16 protein-coding genes are annotated in these 13610 nt (G+C 66.1%); 10 read left to right on the top strand and 6 right to left on the bottom strand.

From position 1 onward, the window contains the following. Positions 1 to 43: 43 nt before the first annotated feature. Entirely contained in the window at positions 44 to 982 is a 939-nt protein-coding gene (locus ACSQ3Q_RS11475) for a LysR family transcriptional regulator (RefSeq protein ID WP_436134502.1), read from the bottom strand. A gap of 107 nt (positions 983 to 1089) precedes the next feature. Between ACSQ3Q_RS11475 and ACSQ3Q_RS11480 the strand changes: the two genes are divergently transcribed. The 5 genes from ACSQ3Q_RS11480 to ACSQ3Q_RS11500 all read left to right on the top strand — a co-directional run bounded on the left by ACSQ3Q_RS11480 (position 1090) and on the right by ACSQ3Q_RS11500 (position 4423). Next, positions 1090 to 1791, top strand: a complete 702-nt coding sequence (locus ACSQ3Q_RS11480) for a pirin family protein (RefSeq protein ID WP_436134503.1) — start codon at positions 1090 to 1092, stop codon at positions 1789 to 1791. Between the two features lie 74 nt (positions 1792 to 1865). Beyond that, positions 1866 to 2279, top strand: a complete 414-nt coding sequence (locus ACSQ3Q_RS11485; protein WP_436134504.1) for a DoxX family protein — start codon at positions 1866 to 1868, stop codon at positions 2277 to 2279. Positions 2280 to 2441: 162 nt separating this feature from the next. Further along, positions 2442 to 2996 (top strand): flavodoxin family protein, encoded by a 555-nt coding sequence (locus ACSQ3Q_RS11490; protein ID WP_436134505.1) that lies wholly within the window; start codon positions 2442 to 2444, stop codon positions 2994 to 2996. Positions 2997 to 3063: 67 nt separating this feature from the next. Beyond that, positions 3064 to 3471: an OsmC family protein gene (locus ACSQ3Q_RS11495; protein WP_436134506.1), complete on the top strand. Its 408-nt coding sequence runs from the start codon at positions 3064 to 3066 to the stop codon at positions 3469 to 3471. 61 nt (positions 3472 to 3532) lie between these two features. Continuing rightward, entirely contained in the window at positions 3533 to 4423 is an 891-nt protein-coding gene (locus tag ACSQ3Q_RS11500) for a pirin family protein (RefSeq protein WP_436134507.1), read from the top strand. Positions 4424 to 4522: 99 nt separating this feature from the next. On the opposite strand, the gene ACSQ3Q_RS11505 is transcribed toward ACSQ3Q_RS11500, so the two are convergent. The 4 genes from ACSQ3Q_RS11505 to ACSQ3Q_RS11520 form a co-directional block, all read right to left on the bottom strand. Further along, entirely contained in the window at positions 4523 to 5377 is an 855-nt protein-coding gene (locus ACSQ3Q_RS11505; protein WP_436134508.1) for a sulfurtransferase, read from the bottom strand. Positions 5378 to 5491: 114 nt separating this feature from the next. Further along, entirely contained in the window at positions 5492 to 6346 is an 855-nt protein-coding gene (locus ACSQ3Q_RS11510) for a MinD/ParA family protein (protein WP_436134509.1), read from the bottom strand. Between the two features lie 10 nt (positions 6347 to 6356). Beyond that, entirely contained in the window at positions 6357 to 7127 is a 771-nt protein-coding gene (locus ACSQ3Q_RS11515; RefSeq protein ID WP_436134510.1) for a GGDEF domain-containing protein, read from the bottom strand. A gap of 84 nt (positions 7128 to 7211) precedes the next feature. Continuing rightward, positions 7212 to 8921 carry a SulP family inorganic anion transporter gene (locus ACSQ3Q_RS11520; RefSeq protein ID WP_436134511.1) on the bottom strand — a complete coding sequence of 570 codons (1710 nt, stop codon included), beginning with the start codon at positions 8919 to 8921 and terminating at the stop codon, positions 7212 to 7214. 151 nt (positions 8922 to 9072) lie between these two features. Here ACSQ3Q_RS11520 and ACSQ3Q_RS11525 point away from each other — a divergent pair, with 151 nt between their 5' ends. The 3 genes from ACSQ3Q_RS11525 to ACSQ3Q_RS11535 all read left to right on the top strand — a co-directional run bounded on the left by ACSQ3Q_RS11525 (position 9073) and on the right by ACSQ3Q_RS11535 (position 11358). Continuing rightward, a complete protein-coding gene (locus ACSQ3Q_RS11525) occupies positions 9073 to 9564 on the top strand; it encodes a BON domain-containing protein (protein ID WP_436134512.1) in 492 nt (163 codons plus the stop codon). 69 nt (positions 9565 to 9633) lie between these two features. Next, complete coding sequence (locus ACSQ3Q_RS11530) at positions 9634 to 10869, top strand: PLP-dependent transferase (RefSeq protein WP_436134513.1); 1236 nt, start codon at positions 9634 to 9636, stop codon at positions 10867 to 10869. Positions 10870 to 11175: 306 nt separating this feature from the next. Further along, positions 11176 to 11358, top strand: a complete 183-nt coding sequence (locus ACSQ3Q_RS11535; RefSeq protein ID WP_436134514.1) for a hypothetical protein — start codon at positions 11176 to 11178, stop codon at positions 11356 to 11358. Here ACSQ3Q_RS11535 and ACSQ3Q_RS11540 read toward each other — a convergent pair whose 3' ends face one another. After that, on the bottom strand, positions 11359 to 12033 hold the full coding sequence (locus tag ACSQ3Q_RS11540; RefSeq protein WP_436134515.1) for an arylesterase: 675 nt from the start codon (positions 12031 to 12033) through the stop codon (positions 11359 to 11361). Positions 12034 to 12060: 27 nt separating this feature from the next. Here ACSQ3Q_RS11540 and ACSQ3Q_RS11545 point away from each other — a divergent pair, with 27 nt between their 5' ends. Further along, a complete protein-coding gene (locus ACSQ3Q_RS11545) occupies positions 12061 to 12774 on the top strand; it encodes an ABC transporter ATP-binding protein (protein WP_436134516.1) in 714 nt (237 codons plus the stop codon). Positions 12775 to 12863: 89 nt separating this feature from the next. Next, positions 12864 to 13610 (top strand): 23S rRNA (guanosine(2251)-2'-O)-methyltransferase RlmB, encoded by a 747-nt coding sequence (rlmB, locus tag ACSQ3Q_RS11550; protein WP_436134517.1) that lies wholly within the window; start codon positions 12864 to 12866, stop codon positions 13608 to 13610.

Genomic DNA, 13610 nt, shown 5'->3' on the forward strand with positions numbered 1-13610 from the left:
AACCACTCTACACGCGCTGCGGCGCGTGAACGCGTGCGCTGGGTCAGAAATGATGGTGGTTTTCCAGCAGAGCGCGGCGTGTGGCGGGGCTTTGCAATTGGTTCAGCCACCACTGCAGCGCCCGGCCGGGTGCGGTGAAGCCCGGACCGCCCCATGCGTAGTTGACGCGCACGTTGCGCTCGGGCCGGGCCACGCGGCGCGGCACCAGCCGGCCGGCCTCGACATAGGGGCGCACCATGGGCTCGGGCAGAAAACCGCCGCCCAGGCCACGCAGCTGCACGCGCACCTTGGCTTGCATGGTGTCCACGGTCAGCACGTCCTGCCCGCCCAGCAGGCCCATGGTGGCGCCGCCGCGTGTGGCCGAGTCGGCCACGGCCACGGCGCGGTGCTGCAGCAAGGTGGCGTCGGTGATGGGCTCGGGCACCTGGGCCAGTGGGTGGTGGGGCGCCACCACGTAGATGAAGAGCACGTCGCCCAGCGGCGCCTGCTGCAGGCCGGCCACGCTGGCACCGAGCACCGACACGCCGATGGCCAGGTCTGCGCGGCCCGAGGTCAATGCCTCCAGCGTGCCGGTCATGATGCCGTCGCGCAGCTTGAGCCGCGTGGGCGGGGCCATGGCGTAGAACGCGTCCACCAGTTCCAGCATGGTGTGGGGCGAGATGATGCCGTCAGTAGAGATGGTGAGCTGCGGCTCCCAGCCCGTCGCGACGCGGCGCACGCGGTGGGCGACGGCGTCGATGTCCTGCAGCAGCCGCGCGCCCTCGCGCAGCAGCTCCACCCCCGCCTCGGTCGGGCGGGCCTGGCGTGCGCTGCGGTCAAACAGCAGCACGTCGAGCGCGTCCTCGATCTGGCGGACGCGGTAGGTCAGGGCGCTGGGCACCAGGCCCAGTTGCCGGGCTGCCGCGGCAAAGCTGCCGGCTTCGGCGATCACCTGCAGCATGGTCAAAGCGTCAGGGGTGAGGACATCGCGTGCGTTTTGCATGGTCGTGCCATCGTAGTTCAATTATTTTGAACAAAGCCATCAATCCGTCAGGCCGTGGGCGCAGGGGCGCAGTTCTACAGTCAAGGCTTGAAAGAAAGGGGCTCTACATGCTCACTGTTCGCAAATCCCAAGACCGGGGCCATGCCGACCATGGCTGGCTCCAGTCGTTCCACAGCTTCTCGTTTGCCGGCTACTACGACCCTGAGCACATGGGCTTTGGCAACCTGCGCGTGATCAATGAAGACCGCATTGCCCCCGGCACGGGCTTCGGCACGCACGGCCACCGCGACATGGAGATCATCAGTTATGTGTTGACGGGTGAGCTGGCGCACAAGGACAGCATGGGCAACGTCAAAGGCATTCCGCCGGGCGACGTGCAGCGCATGAGCGCGGGCTCTGGCGTGATGCACAGCGAGTTCAACCATGCCGATGGGCAGAGCACGCACTTCCTGCAGATCTGGATCGAGCCCAACGTGCGCGGCATCACGCCGAGCTATGAGCAAAAGACCTTTGCCGACGCCGACAAGCGCGGCGCGCTGCGCCTGGTGGCCTCCCCTGACGGTGCCCACGGATCTGTGCGCATCCATGCAGACGCCGCCATTTACGCCGGCTTGCTCGATGCCGAGGAGGCCGTCACACTGGCGCTGAACCCTGCTCGCAAGACCTATGTGCACCTTGTCCGCGGCGCGCTGCAGGTCAACGGGCATCCGCTGTCGGGTGGCGATGCCGCGCTGATGCACAACGAAACCGCCTTGTCGTTGACCCATGGCCACGGCGCCGAGGTGCTGGTGTTTGACCTGGCCGCCTGAAGTTTTACGTTCCTCCCCGCCCTCCGGCTACCGCTAGTTTTCCTCCGCTCATCTCTCAACTTAAGGAGTTCACCATGCTCGCATCCCTGCAAAACCCCTTCGCCCTCGCGTCCCGCCTGTTGCTCGCCGCGCTGTTTCTGCCTGCCGGCATCAGCAAGATCACTGGTTTTGCCGGCACGGTCGGCTACATCACGTCGGTGGGCTTGCCCATGCCCACGGTGGCCGCCGCCGTGGCTGCTGCGGTCGAAGTGCTGGGCAGCCTGGCGTTGATCTTCGGCTTTGGTACGCGCTTTGCGGCCCTGGCGCTGGCGGTGTTCACGCTGGTGGCCAGCTTCTTCTTCCATGCGTACTGGAGCCTACCGGCCGACAAGCAAATGATGCAGCAGCTCATGTTCTTCAAGAACGTGGCCGTGAGTGGCGGTCTGCTGGCGCTGGTGGCCTTTGGCGCTGGCGGCTGGAGCCTGGACGCACGCCGCGGCCAGCGTTGATATCGCGCAGCCCTTTCGCTGGCGCGCGAGCGCAGCGAGGGGCACGCTGAGGTGGGAGGGAGCAGATGCGTGCGCTTGTATGCGCAGTGGTGCTTCGCTTCGTCTTTTCGTTTGTCGGCCGCGCCGGCATCCCTTTGTTCAGACCCCTTGAGGAGTTTTTAGATGGCACAGATCGCAGTTGTTTACCACTCGGGCTACGGCCACACGCAGCGTTTGGCGCAGGCCGTAGCCGACGGTGCGGGCGCCGAGCTTGTCGCCATCGATGCCGACGGCAACCTGGCCGAAGGCGGCTGGGAGACGCTGGCCGGTGCCACTGCCATCATCTTCGGCACGCCCACCTACATGGCAGGCCCAAGCTGGCAGTTCAAGAAGTTTGCCGACGCATCGTCCAAGGCGTGGTTCGGCCAGGCCTGGAAGGACAAGCTCTTTGCCGGCTTTACCAACAGCGGCAGCATCAACGGCGACAAGCAGATCACGCTGGACTACCTGTACCACCTGGCCATGCAGCACGGTGGCCTGTGGGTGGGCAACGGCATGATGCCGGCCAACTCCAAGGCCGCGACGCGCAACGATGTGAACTGGATGGGCTCCTTCAGCGGAGCCATGTCGCAGTCGCCCTCCGATGCGTCGGCGGCCGAGATGTTTCCCGGCGACCTGGAAACCGGCCGCCAGTTCGGCCAGCGCGTGGCCGCCGCGGCGCAGCGCTGGGCGCGCTGAGCGGGCACGGAATGGCGCTACAGTGCCAGCGACCTGAAAAAACCACAAAGGCCCCACAAAGGAACCTATGCCAATCGAACTGCAGCGCATTCCCGGTGCGCCCATGGCCCAGGCCGTTCACATCCGCAGCCACGAATTCGTGGCGGATGGGAGCGTGGAAGAGGGTGGGGCCGACGGCGGCCCGAGCCCGCATGACCTGTACGACGCAGCGCTGGGCGCCTGCAAGGCGCTCACCGTGCTGTGGTACGCCCGGCGCAAGGGACTGCCGGTGGAGGACGTGAAGACCGTGATCGAGCGCGATGCCTCGGCCGAGCGCACCGGCACCTACCGCCTGACGGCACGCCTGCAGATCAGTGGCGACCTGACCGACGCGCAGATCGCCGAGCTGGAAACCGTGGCGCACAAGTGCCCGGTGCACAAGCTCATGACCACGGTCACGACCGAGATCAACACGTCGGTGGAGCGCATGGCATGAGCGCTGTGCCCGGCCACGTGACACCCACCCGCACTGCGGTGCGCTTCACGGAGATTCACCCATGAGCGATGCCATCCTGCAACTGAAGGGCCACGCCAAGGACCTGGGCGGCGGCTTCACCGTGCGCCGTTTGCTGCCCGCGGTGCAGCGCCAGGCGGTCGGGCCTTTTATCTTCTTTGACCATTTCGGCCCGGTGACCGTGATGCCGGGCGACAGCCACGACGTGCGTCCGCATCCGCACATTGGCCTGGCCACAGTGACGTATCTTTTTTCGGGCGCGATCATGCACCGCGACAGCCTGGGCTACGTGCAGCAGATCGAGCCGGGCGCCATCAACTGGATGACGGCGGGCCGGGGCATCGTGCACTCGGAGCGCCGCCCAGACAGTCTGGCGGACAAACCCTACGTGAATCACGGTATCCAGCTTTGGACGGCTCTGCCCATCGCGCAAGAGGAGGCCGAGCCTTCGTTCGTGCACACGCCCTCGGCCGCCATTCCCGAGGTGCGGGTCGGCGATGCCACGGTGCGTGTGCTCATCGGCACCGCGTTTGGCCAGACATCGCCGGTGGCCACGTCTTCGCCCACGCTGTACCTTGATGTGCAGTTGCCGGCAGGTGCCTCGCTGGAGATTCCGGCATTGGCGCAGGAGATGGCGGTCTACACCGTCGACAACCCGGTAGAGCTCAACGGCGAAGCGCTGGGTGCGCAGCTGCTGGGGGTGATGGAGACGGGCCAGGCCATGCGCCTGTCTGCGCCGGGCGAGGCCGCTGCACGCCTGATGGTGATCGGCGGCGATGCACTGGATGCGCCGCGGCACATGTGGTGGAACTTCGTCTCCAGCCGCAAGGAGCGCATCGTGCAGGCCGCGGACGCTTGGGATGCCCAGGCGATGGGCCAGGTGCCTGGCGAGGTGGAGCGGATTCCGCTGCCAGAACGCCGATTGAAGCCTTGAGGGGGCGCGGCGTGCTGGCCTCTGGGCCCAATCCCGGCACGGCCCAGAAATTATGACGTCAAAATAGCCTCTACCGCTTGATGGCAGGGCGTTTGTTGCTCATTTTTCAATAGCATCGGAACTTGTGCAGGCTGTGGTGGGGATTGCCTCGCCCAGGACTGCTCCTGCGGCAACGCCCGCAGCTTTGCTGGCGATCTCGCGCACAGCGGTCGTGGCATCTGCAGCCAGGTCGCTGGTCAGCACAGCGCGTTCGTCGAACACAAAGCAGCCGCCGTGGTAGTGCGCGCCGTCGGTGAGTTCGAAGTATTTGAGAATGCCGCCTTCCAGCTGGTAGACATGGGGCAGCCCTTCCTCGCGCATCAGGATGGCGGCCTTTTCGCAGCGGATGCCGCCGGTGCAAAAGCTCACCACGGTCTTGTCGCGCAACGCGTCCTTGTGAGCGCGCAGGGCTGGGGGAAACTGGGTGAACTTGTCGATGCGCCAGTCGATGGCGTTGTTGAAGGTGCCCTGATCCACCTCGAAGGCGTTGCGGGTGTCGAGTGTGACCACCTCGCGGCCTTCGTCATCGTGCCCTTGCTCCAGCCAGCGGCGCAGCGTGGCCGGGTCCACGGAAGGCGCTCGGCCTGCTGCAGGCCGAATGGTGGGGTGGTCCATGCGGATGATCTCGCGCTTGACCTTGACCAGCATTTTGCGAAACGGCACCGTGGCCGACCAGCTCTCTTTGGGCTCCACGTCGGCAAAACGCGTGTCGGTGCGCAGCGCATCGACAAAGCCGCGCACGGCATCGGCCGGCCCGGCCAGAAAGAAATTAATGCCTTCCTCGGCCAGCAAGATGGTGCCCTTGAGGCCGGCCGCAGTCACCCGTGCGTGGAGCAGGTCGCGCAGCGCGGCCGCATCGGGCAGCGGCACGAACTTGTAGCAGGAGATGTTGAGGATGGAATCGGTGGAGTTCACGGCGAAAGGACAGAAGTCTGCGACGGGCGGTGTTGGCTGCTGTGGCGGCCGCGGCGTGCGGCGCGGCGGCAGCAGGCCCTGAAATCACCGCCAGCGCGCTGGGTCAGCGACGCTTCAGGCGGCTGGGTTCAGCAGCGTGGTTTCAATCTTGTTGGCCAGCTGGGCAATGGCCAGGGCCGCCGGGCAGCCGGGCGTGTGCAACAGCAGCAGCTGGCGGCGCATCACCGCGTCACGCACCGTGGGGTCGGCGGGAATGTCGCCCATGTGGATCAGCCGCATCGGGCGCCCCGACTCGGTGCTCACAAAGCGGTCCAGCACCTGCTGCAGCTGGCTGGTGATGGCCCGGCCATCGCCGGCGCGCGCGGCCTGGTTGATCACGATGCGCACGTGCTGGCGCTTTTGCTGCGTGGCCAGCACTTTGATGGCGGCGTAGGCGTCGGTGAGCGAGGTGGGTTCGGGCGTGGCCACGACCAGCACCTCGGACGCCAGTGAAATGGAGAACAGCACCACGTCTGAGATGCCGGCACCGGTGTCGAGCAGCACCACGTCGTACTGCGGTGTGAGCGCCTGGATCACGCTCAGGAACTGGCTGCGCACCTCGGGCGTGAGGCGCGAATACTCGACCATGCCCGAGCCGGCCAGCAGCACGTTGAAACCGCCGGGCGCCTGGATCACGGCTTCCTCGAGTGTGGCCTTGCCGGTGAACACGTCGTGCAGGGTGATCTTGGGGTGCAGGTTCAACACCACGTCGAGATTGGCCAGGCCCAGATCGGCGTCGAGCACCAGCACGCGCTGGCCGCGGCGGGTCAGGGCGGCTGCCAGGTTGGCGGAGACAAAGGTCTTGCCCACGCCACCCTTGCCGCTGGTGATGGCGATGATGCGGGCTCCCGACGGCACGTGGGCCTGCGGCATGGCCGGGCCGGCAGGCGCGGCGGGCGATGTGGGTTGGGGGGACAGCGCGTCGCTCATCTTCTAACTTTCAGTAGGCGCTGCCTGTTGATGGATCCAGCGGAGGCAGGTCGCCCCAGCCCGAGGGAGTGTAGAGCGGGCCAAACAACAGGCTTTTCTCTTCGGCACTGACGGTGCTGTCGGGTTGCTCCTCGATGCACACGCGGTTGCGGCCTTCGGCCTTGGCGCGGTAGAGCTGGTGGTCGGCGCGGTCGGTCCACAGCAGGGTTGTCGAGCGAATCCACTGCAGGGCAAAGGCACCGCCAATGCTCACCGACACATTGAGTTCCACCGAATTCGAGACCCGGATGGGCGTGCTGGCGACCGCACGGCGGATGCGCTCGGCCACCACCCGCCCAAAACCAGCCTGGCACGCAGGCAGCACCACCGCAAACTCCTCGCCGCCATAGCGCGCCAAGGTGTCCATGGGGCGCACGCAGGCATCCAGCGTGCGGGCCACTGACTGCAGCACGATGTCGCCCGCCAAATGGCCGTGTGTGTCGTTCACCCGTTTGAAGTGGTCGATGTCCAGCATCAGCAGCAGCGCGGCTTCGCCAGAGCGTGTCACGCGGTCAATCTCGCGTTCGAGCACGGCCCGGAAGTGCCGGCGGTTGGCCAGCCCGGTCAAGGGGTCTTTGAGGGAGAGTTCGCACAGCCCGTCGATCAGGCTTTGCAGGTAGCGCGAGGGCACCTCCCGGTGCAACGCTGCTTCGCTTCCGCCGGCCTGAGCCACCAGCGCGTGTGCAGTATCCAGGCGAAGATCGCGAAGATCTACAAGATGAGAGGCCGCAGGGTCAGACACAACGTGGGAGGGAAGAGAGTTTATGCAGTGTACCAGCGCCTCTGTAGCGGGGGTACGGGCGGGGCCTAGGCAAATCCCTCCCCGCTAGCCCTGTTCAGCCAGGACGGTACCGGCGGGGCTGCTGCGCGCGGGCAGCTGTTGCAGCGCCATCAAAGCCTCGGCATCGGTGCGGTACATCGCCAAGCCAGTTCCGGCCTCCAGCAGGCCCGCCTGGCGCAGTACCTGTTCCACCGGCAGCTTGAGGCCACTCAGGTGCAGCGTGCCGCCGCGGGATCGCAGCAAGGCCAGCAGGTTGGCGAATGTCTCTACGCCGGTCACGTCGATGCGGTTGATGGGCTGGGCCAGCAGGCACAGGTGCGCAACATCGGGGTGGGCGGACAGATGTTCGGTCACGCGCCGCTCAAGTGCGCTGGCGGATGCGAAGTCCAGCTCGGCGTCCATGCGCAACGCCAGCAACTGCGGCGCCAGCGGTGGCAGGTGCCAGAGGTGGCGGTCGCGCAGACTGCCGTCCGGGTGCAGGCCTACTTCGATGATGCGGGGGTGCAGCCGCTGATACAAAAAGTGGCTCAGATTCATCAGCAGTCCCACCAGCACACCCCAGTACATGCGCGGCGCGGTGGCCAGCGTGAGAGCGAAGGTGACCCCGCCGATCACTGCCTCAATTCGCGACACACGCCAAAGCCTCAGCAGCGTGCCGGGCTTGATGAGGCTCGTCACCGCCGTCACCACCACGGCCGCCAGCACCGACTGGGGCACGTGGTAAAGCGCGGGCGTGAGCCACAGCAGTACCACCAGCACCAGCGCAATGGCGAACAGCGTGGCCCAGCCACTTTTGGCGCCCGCATACAGGTTGATGGCTGAGCGCGAGAACGACGCGCTGGTGGCAAAGCTGCCGCACAGCCCGCTGCTGATCTTGGCCAGGCCCTGGCCGATGAGATCCTGGTTCTCGTTCCAACGCTCGCCCGAGCGCTGGCTCTCCACCTTCGCGCTCGAAGCGGTCTCCAGAAAACTCACCAGCGTGACCACGAGCACCGGCATCACCAAGGCAGAAAAGCCGGACCAGGGCAGGGCGCCGGGCCAATACGGCGCGGGTAAGCCGGAAGGCAGTGCGCCAACGACTGCGCCGCCCGCGTCGGCATACCCCAGTGCCCAACTGAGCGCGCCGGCGGCCCCCACCACCAGGATGGCGGCCGGAAAATGCGGGCGCCAGCGCCGCACCAGCATCAGGATCGCCAGGCTTCCCAGGCCAAACGCCGCAGCTGTGAGATCGAAAAGACCCGGGGACGGCGTGGACAGCAGCGCGCCCCAGTCGGACCGCAGCCCCAACAGGGACGCAAGCTGCGAGCCCAGGATCAGCAGCGCTGCGGCCTGCGTAAAGCCGCTGAGCACGGGGGACGTGACCAGGTTGAGAAGCCATCCAAAGCGGGCCAGGCCCATCACCAGCTGCAGCAGGCCCGACAGCAAAGCCATCCACGCGGCCATCGCCACCCATTGCGCACTGCCGGGCTCGGCCAGGCCCGTCAGCGATGCGCCGATAAGCAGGCTTGTGAGCGCTGTGGGGCCGACACCCAGCCGCGTCGAGGAGCTGAACAACACGGCCACCAGCGCGGGAATGAGGGATGCGTAGATGCCCGTCACGAGTGGCATGCCCGCCAGCGCAGCGTAGGCCACGCCCTGCGGCACGAGCATGAGGCCTACGGTCATTCCGGCCCAGAACTCGCCCTGGATCAGATCGCGGCGCGGGCGCGGCCAGGCAAGGAACGGAAGCCAGCGGGCCAGTGAGGGGAAAGGCATAGGGCGATTGTCGCGCCATGGCGCGATCACACATCGCGTCCTGCCTGCGACCCTGAAACCGTCCTACAGATGCTTCGGCCACGTCCGACCCACGCGGAGCAGGGCACTGTCTACAGTGCGGCCCATGTTCCCTTCACAAAGGAGAGTTCGCATGAACACCCAGATGATTTCCCAGCGCCCCGCCAATCGCATCGCCAGCATTCTGGCCGTGAGTGCCCTTGCCCTGGGGCTGTCGGCCTGCGGCAAAAATGAAGACGCCACCGTGGGCCAGCGCCTGGACTCTGCGGTCGAGAAGACCGAGCAAGCCGCCACCGATGCACGCATCAAGGCCGAAAGCGCCATGCAAAGCGCTGGCAACAAGATTGAACAAGGCACGGCCGGCGCCGAGTCGTCGGCCAAGCAAGCGTCCAACAACGCCAAGGACGCCATCAACGATGCGACCATCACGGCAGAGGTCAACGCGAGCCTGGCCAAGGACCCCGACCTGAGCGCAGTCAAGATCAACGTGGACACGGTCAACGGCAAGGTGACCTTGAACGGCCCCGCCCCCAGCACCGTGGCGCGTGACCGGGCAGAAACCATCGCCAAGGCGGTCACTGGCGTTACCGCGGTCAACAACCAGCTGGTAGTGAGCGCGAGTTAAACCGGGGTTGGGCCACTTGCGGCCCAACCCTGCGCGCCACTCGGGCTCTTGCTCGGGCACCGCGCTACCATGCGCGGCATGAAAGAGCACGACACCGCCCTGGCCACCCGCATCGTCCACCACGACTACATCCCGCCCGGCAACTTCGCCGCGCCCCAGCCGGGGGTCTTCAAGGCCTCCACTGTCATCTTCCCCAACGTGGCCGCGATGCGTTCGCGAGAATGGAAGGACAAGAGCGGCTACACCTACGGCCTGCACGGCACCCCCACCACGTTCATTCTTGAAGAGCGCCTTTGCACGCTCGAGGGTGGCTTGCAGTGCCTGCTGGTGCCCAGCGGGCTGGCAGCCATTGCCAACGTTGCCCTGGCGCTGCTGCAGCCGGGCGATGAGGTGCTGATCCCCGACAACGCGTACGGCCCGAACAAGGACCTCGCCAACGGCGAACTGCGCCGCTTCGGTATCCGCCATGTGTTCTACGACGCGCTCGATCCTGCCGATCTGGCCGCCCGCATCACCCCGGCCACCAAGCTGGTATGGCTGGAGGCTGCGGGCTCCGTCACGCTGGAATTTCCGGACCTGTGCGAACAGGTGCGCATCTGCCGTGCGCGCGGCGTCACCATTGCACTGGACAACACGTGGGGCGCAGGGCTTGCGTTTGCGCCGTTTGACCTGCTGGGCGACGGCACGCTGGGTGTGGACATTTCGGCCCATGCGCTCACCAAGTACCCCAGCGGCGGGGGCGACGTGCTCATGGGCAGCGTGATCACGCGCGACGCCGGTTTGCACATGAAGCTCAAGCTCACCCACATGCGCCTGGGCTTGGGCGTGGGCGGAAACGATGCCGAGGCCGTGCTGCGCGCCCTGCCCAGCATCGGCCTGCGCTACCGCGCCCACGACGAAGCCGCCCGCCAGCTTGCCCGCTGGATGCAGCAGCAACCCGCCGTGGCCCAGGTGCTGCATCCCGCGCTCGAAGATTCGCCCGGTCACGTGCATTGGAAAGCCCTGTGCGGCAGTGCCCAGGGCGGGCAGGGCGCCGCTGCGGGCTTGTTCAGCGTGGTGTTCGATGCCCGGCATTCGCAGCAACAGATCGACGCGTTCTGCGATGGCCTCCGCCTTTTCAAGCTGGGCTACAGCTGGGGCGGCCCCATGAGCCTGGTCGTGCCTTACGAGCTGGCCAGCATGCGCAAACAATCGACACAGCACCTGCGGCCGGGCACGCTGGTGAGGTTCTCGATCGGGCTTGAGGCGGTGAACGACCTGCGCCAGGACCTGCACCAAGCCATGGAGCGAGCCTTCGTGGTCTGAGACTGCGTTGGCTGCAGGCGCAGGGCGGGGGTGGTAGTTTCCGCAGTGGCAACTTGTGACGGCTGGGCTTAGTGTGGCGACGTGACCGCGACGTTTGGCGGGTCGGTGTTCGATGCGCCCGAAGTCCTGACTTCACAGACCAGCAGGTGGTTTGGGTGGGGCGTCGGGCTCGGCCTGGCGGGGCTGGTATCCGATCACACCAATTGGTATGCGCAGCGGGTGTCTAAGACTCCTCCAGCGCCCGCCATGGCATGACTCCGGCCCAGTTCATGCTGTTACAGTGGGCCACTACTACAGGAATCTACCTTGGCAACACCCAACTACGGATACGAAAAACGGCAGCGCGAACTCGCTAAAAAGCAGAAAAAGGAAGAGAAGGCGAGGGCAAAGACCCACCGCCGGCCCGAAGATCCGCCGGAAGAAAATTCCGCGGACGGTGGCCAGCCAGAAGGCGGGGCGCCAGCCCAGCCTGCCGGCGCCGGCGGCTGATCAGCGCAGCAGCTTCTTCAGCTCAGGCCACACATTGGCCAGCATCTGCGGGTGCGCTTCGGCGCGGGGGTGGATGCGATCGGGCTGGAACAGGCGGGTGGGGTCTGCCCCATCCGCCACGCCCTTCAAGAAGAACGGCACCACCGCCGTCTTCTGCGCTTGGGCCACGGTAGTGAATACGCCCGCAAACTTGTTGGCGTAGTCCGCGCCGTAGTTGGGCGGCATCTGCATGCCGACCAGCAGGACCTTGGCGCCGGCCTTCTGGGCCGCCTGCGCCATGAAGGTGAGGTTCTCCTCCACGCTTTTGAGCGGCAGGCCGCGCAAGGCGTCATTTCCCCCCAATTCGATCACCACGTGGCTGGGCTTGTGCTGGGCCAGCAGCGCGGGCAAGCGCGAACGGCCGCCCGAGGTGGTCTCGCCGCTCACGCTGGCGTTGACGATGGTGGCGGTCAGCTTGTCCTGGGCGAGTTGTTTTTCGAGCAGCGCCACCCAGCCGGTGCCACGCGCCAGGCCGTATTCGGCGCTCAGGGAATCGCCCAGCACCAGAATCACCGGCTGGCTCCTGGGTTTGGCGGCTGCGGGAGCTGCCTTGGCGGCCTGGGCCAGCGCCGCGGGCGCGCAAACCCCCACCGCAAGGCCGATGGTGGCGCTCAGGATAAAGTGGAGCCGGTGCATAGTGCGAATCAATGTAAAGAGCCTTTCATGTCCGAAACCCTCTCCTCGCCCGTGGTATCTGCCGCGGCATCCCCTGTGACGCCGATCATTGCCGTGGAGCACGTGTTCAAGTCGGTGACGGATTCCACCGGCACCCTCGACATTCTGCGGGATATCGATTTCCGCCTGGCGCCCAGGGAAACAGCCGCCATCGTGGGCGCATCCGGCTCGGGCAAGAGCACGCTGCTGTCCATCATCGCCGGGCTCGACACGCCCACGCGCGGCACGGTGCGCCTGGACGGGCACGACCTCTTCGCCATAGACGAGGATGCACGCGCGGCACTGCGTGCGCAGAAGGTGGGCTTTGTCTTCCAGAGCTTTCAGCTCATGGGCAACCTGACCGCGCTGGAAAACGTGATGCTGCCGCTGGAGCTGGCCAACCGCCGGGATGCGCGCAAAGCTGCCACCGACATGCTGGAGCGTGTGGGGCTGGGCCAGCGCCTTGGGCACTACCCCAAGGTGCTTTCGGGCGGTGAGCAGCAGCGTGTGGCGCTGGCGCGGGCCTTTGTGGTGCACCCGGCCGTGCTGCTGGCCGACGAGCCCACCGGCAGCCTGGACTTCGCCACGGGCGAGACGATCATGAAGCTGATGTTCGACCTCAACCGCGAGCAGGGCACGACCCTGGTGCTGGTCACCCACGACCGCGCCATTGCGGCCCAGTGCGAGCGCCGCATCACCATCGAAGCCGGGCGCGTCGTCTGATTTAAAGTCTTTTTGGCCTCCAGCGCTTGATACATAAGCGCTGATGGCTATAAAAAATATAGCATTTGGTGGCAACGGATAATCGCTGCATGTCCAGCCCCAAAGTTCTCTTCGGCTTTCACGCCGTGGGCGTGCGTTTGAAGACCGCGCCGAAATCCGTCATCGAGATTTACTACGAAGTCACGCGGCGCGATGCCCGCATGCGCCAGTTCCTCGACCGCGCCCGCGAGGCCGGTGCGCGCCTGATCGAAGCCGACAGCGAGCGCATCGCCAAACTGGCGGGCAGCCACGGCCACCAAGGTGTGGCAGCGCGGGTGGAGGCCGTGACCCAGGTCACCTCGCTCGACGAACTGCTTGAAAACCTTGAAGCCGCCGGCATTGAGCAGCCCCTGCTGCTGGTGCTCGACGGCGTGACCGATCCACACAATCTGGGCGCGTGCCTGCGTGTGGCCGACGGCGCCGGCGCACATGCCGTGATTGCCCCCAAGGACCACGCCGTGGGCATCAACGCCACCGTGGCCAAGGTGGCCAGCGGTGCGGCCGAGACCATGCCGTATTTCATGGTGACCAACCTTTCGCGCACGTTGAACGAGCTCAAGGAGCGCAACATCTGGTGCATCGGCACCAGCGACGATGCGCCCAAGACGATCTACCAAGTGGACCTGAAGGGCCCCGTGGCCCTGGTGCTGGGCGCCGAAGGCGACGGCATGCGCCAGCTCACGCGCAAGAACTGCGACGAGCTGGTGAGCATCCCCATGAAAGGCGCGGTCGAGAGCCTGAATGTCTCGGTGGCCAGCGGCGTGTGCCTGTACGAGGCGCTGCGCCAGCGCACCTGA

Origin of the sequence: Acidovorax sp. LjRoot129, from assembly GCF_964253765.1 — a bacterium.
Taxonomy (GTDB): domain Bacteria; phylum Pseudomonadota; class Gammaproteobacteria; order Burkholderiales; family Burkholderiaceae_C; genus Acidovorax.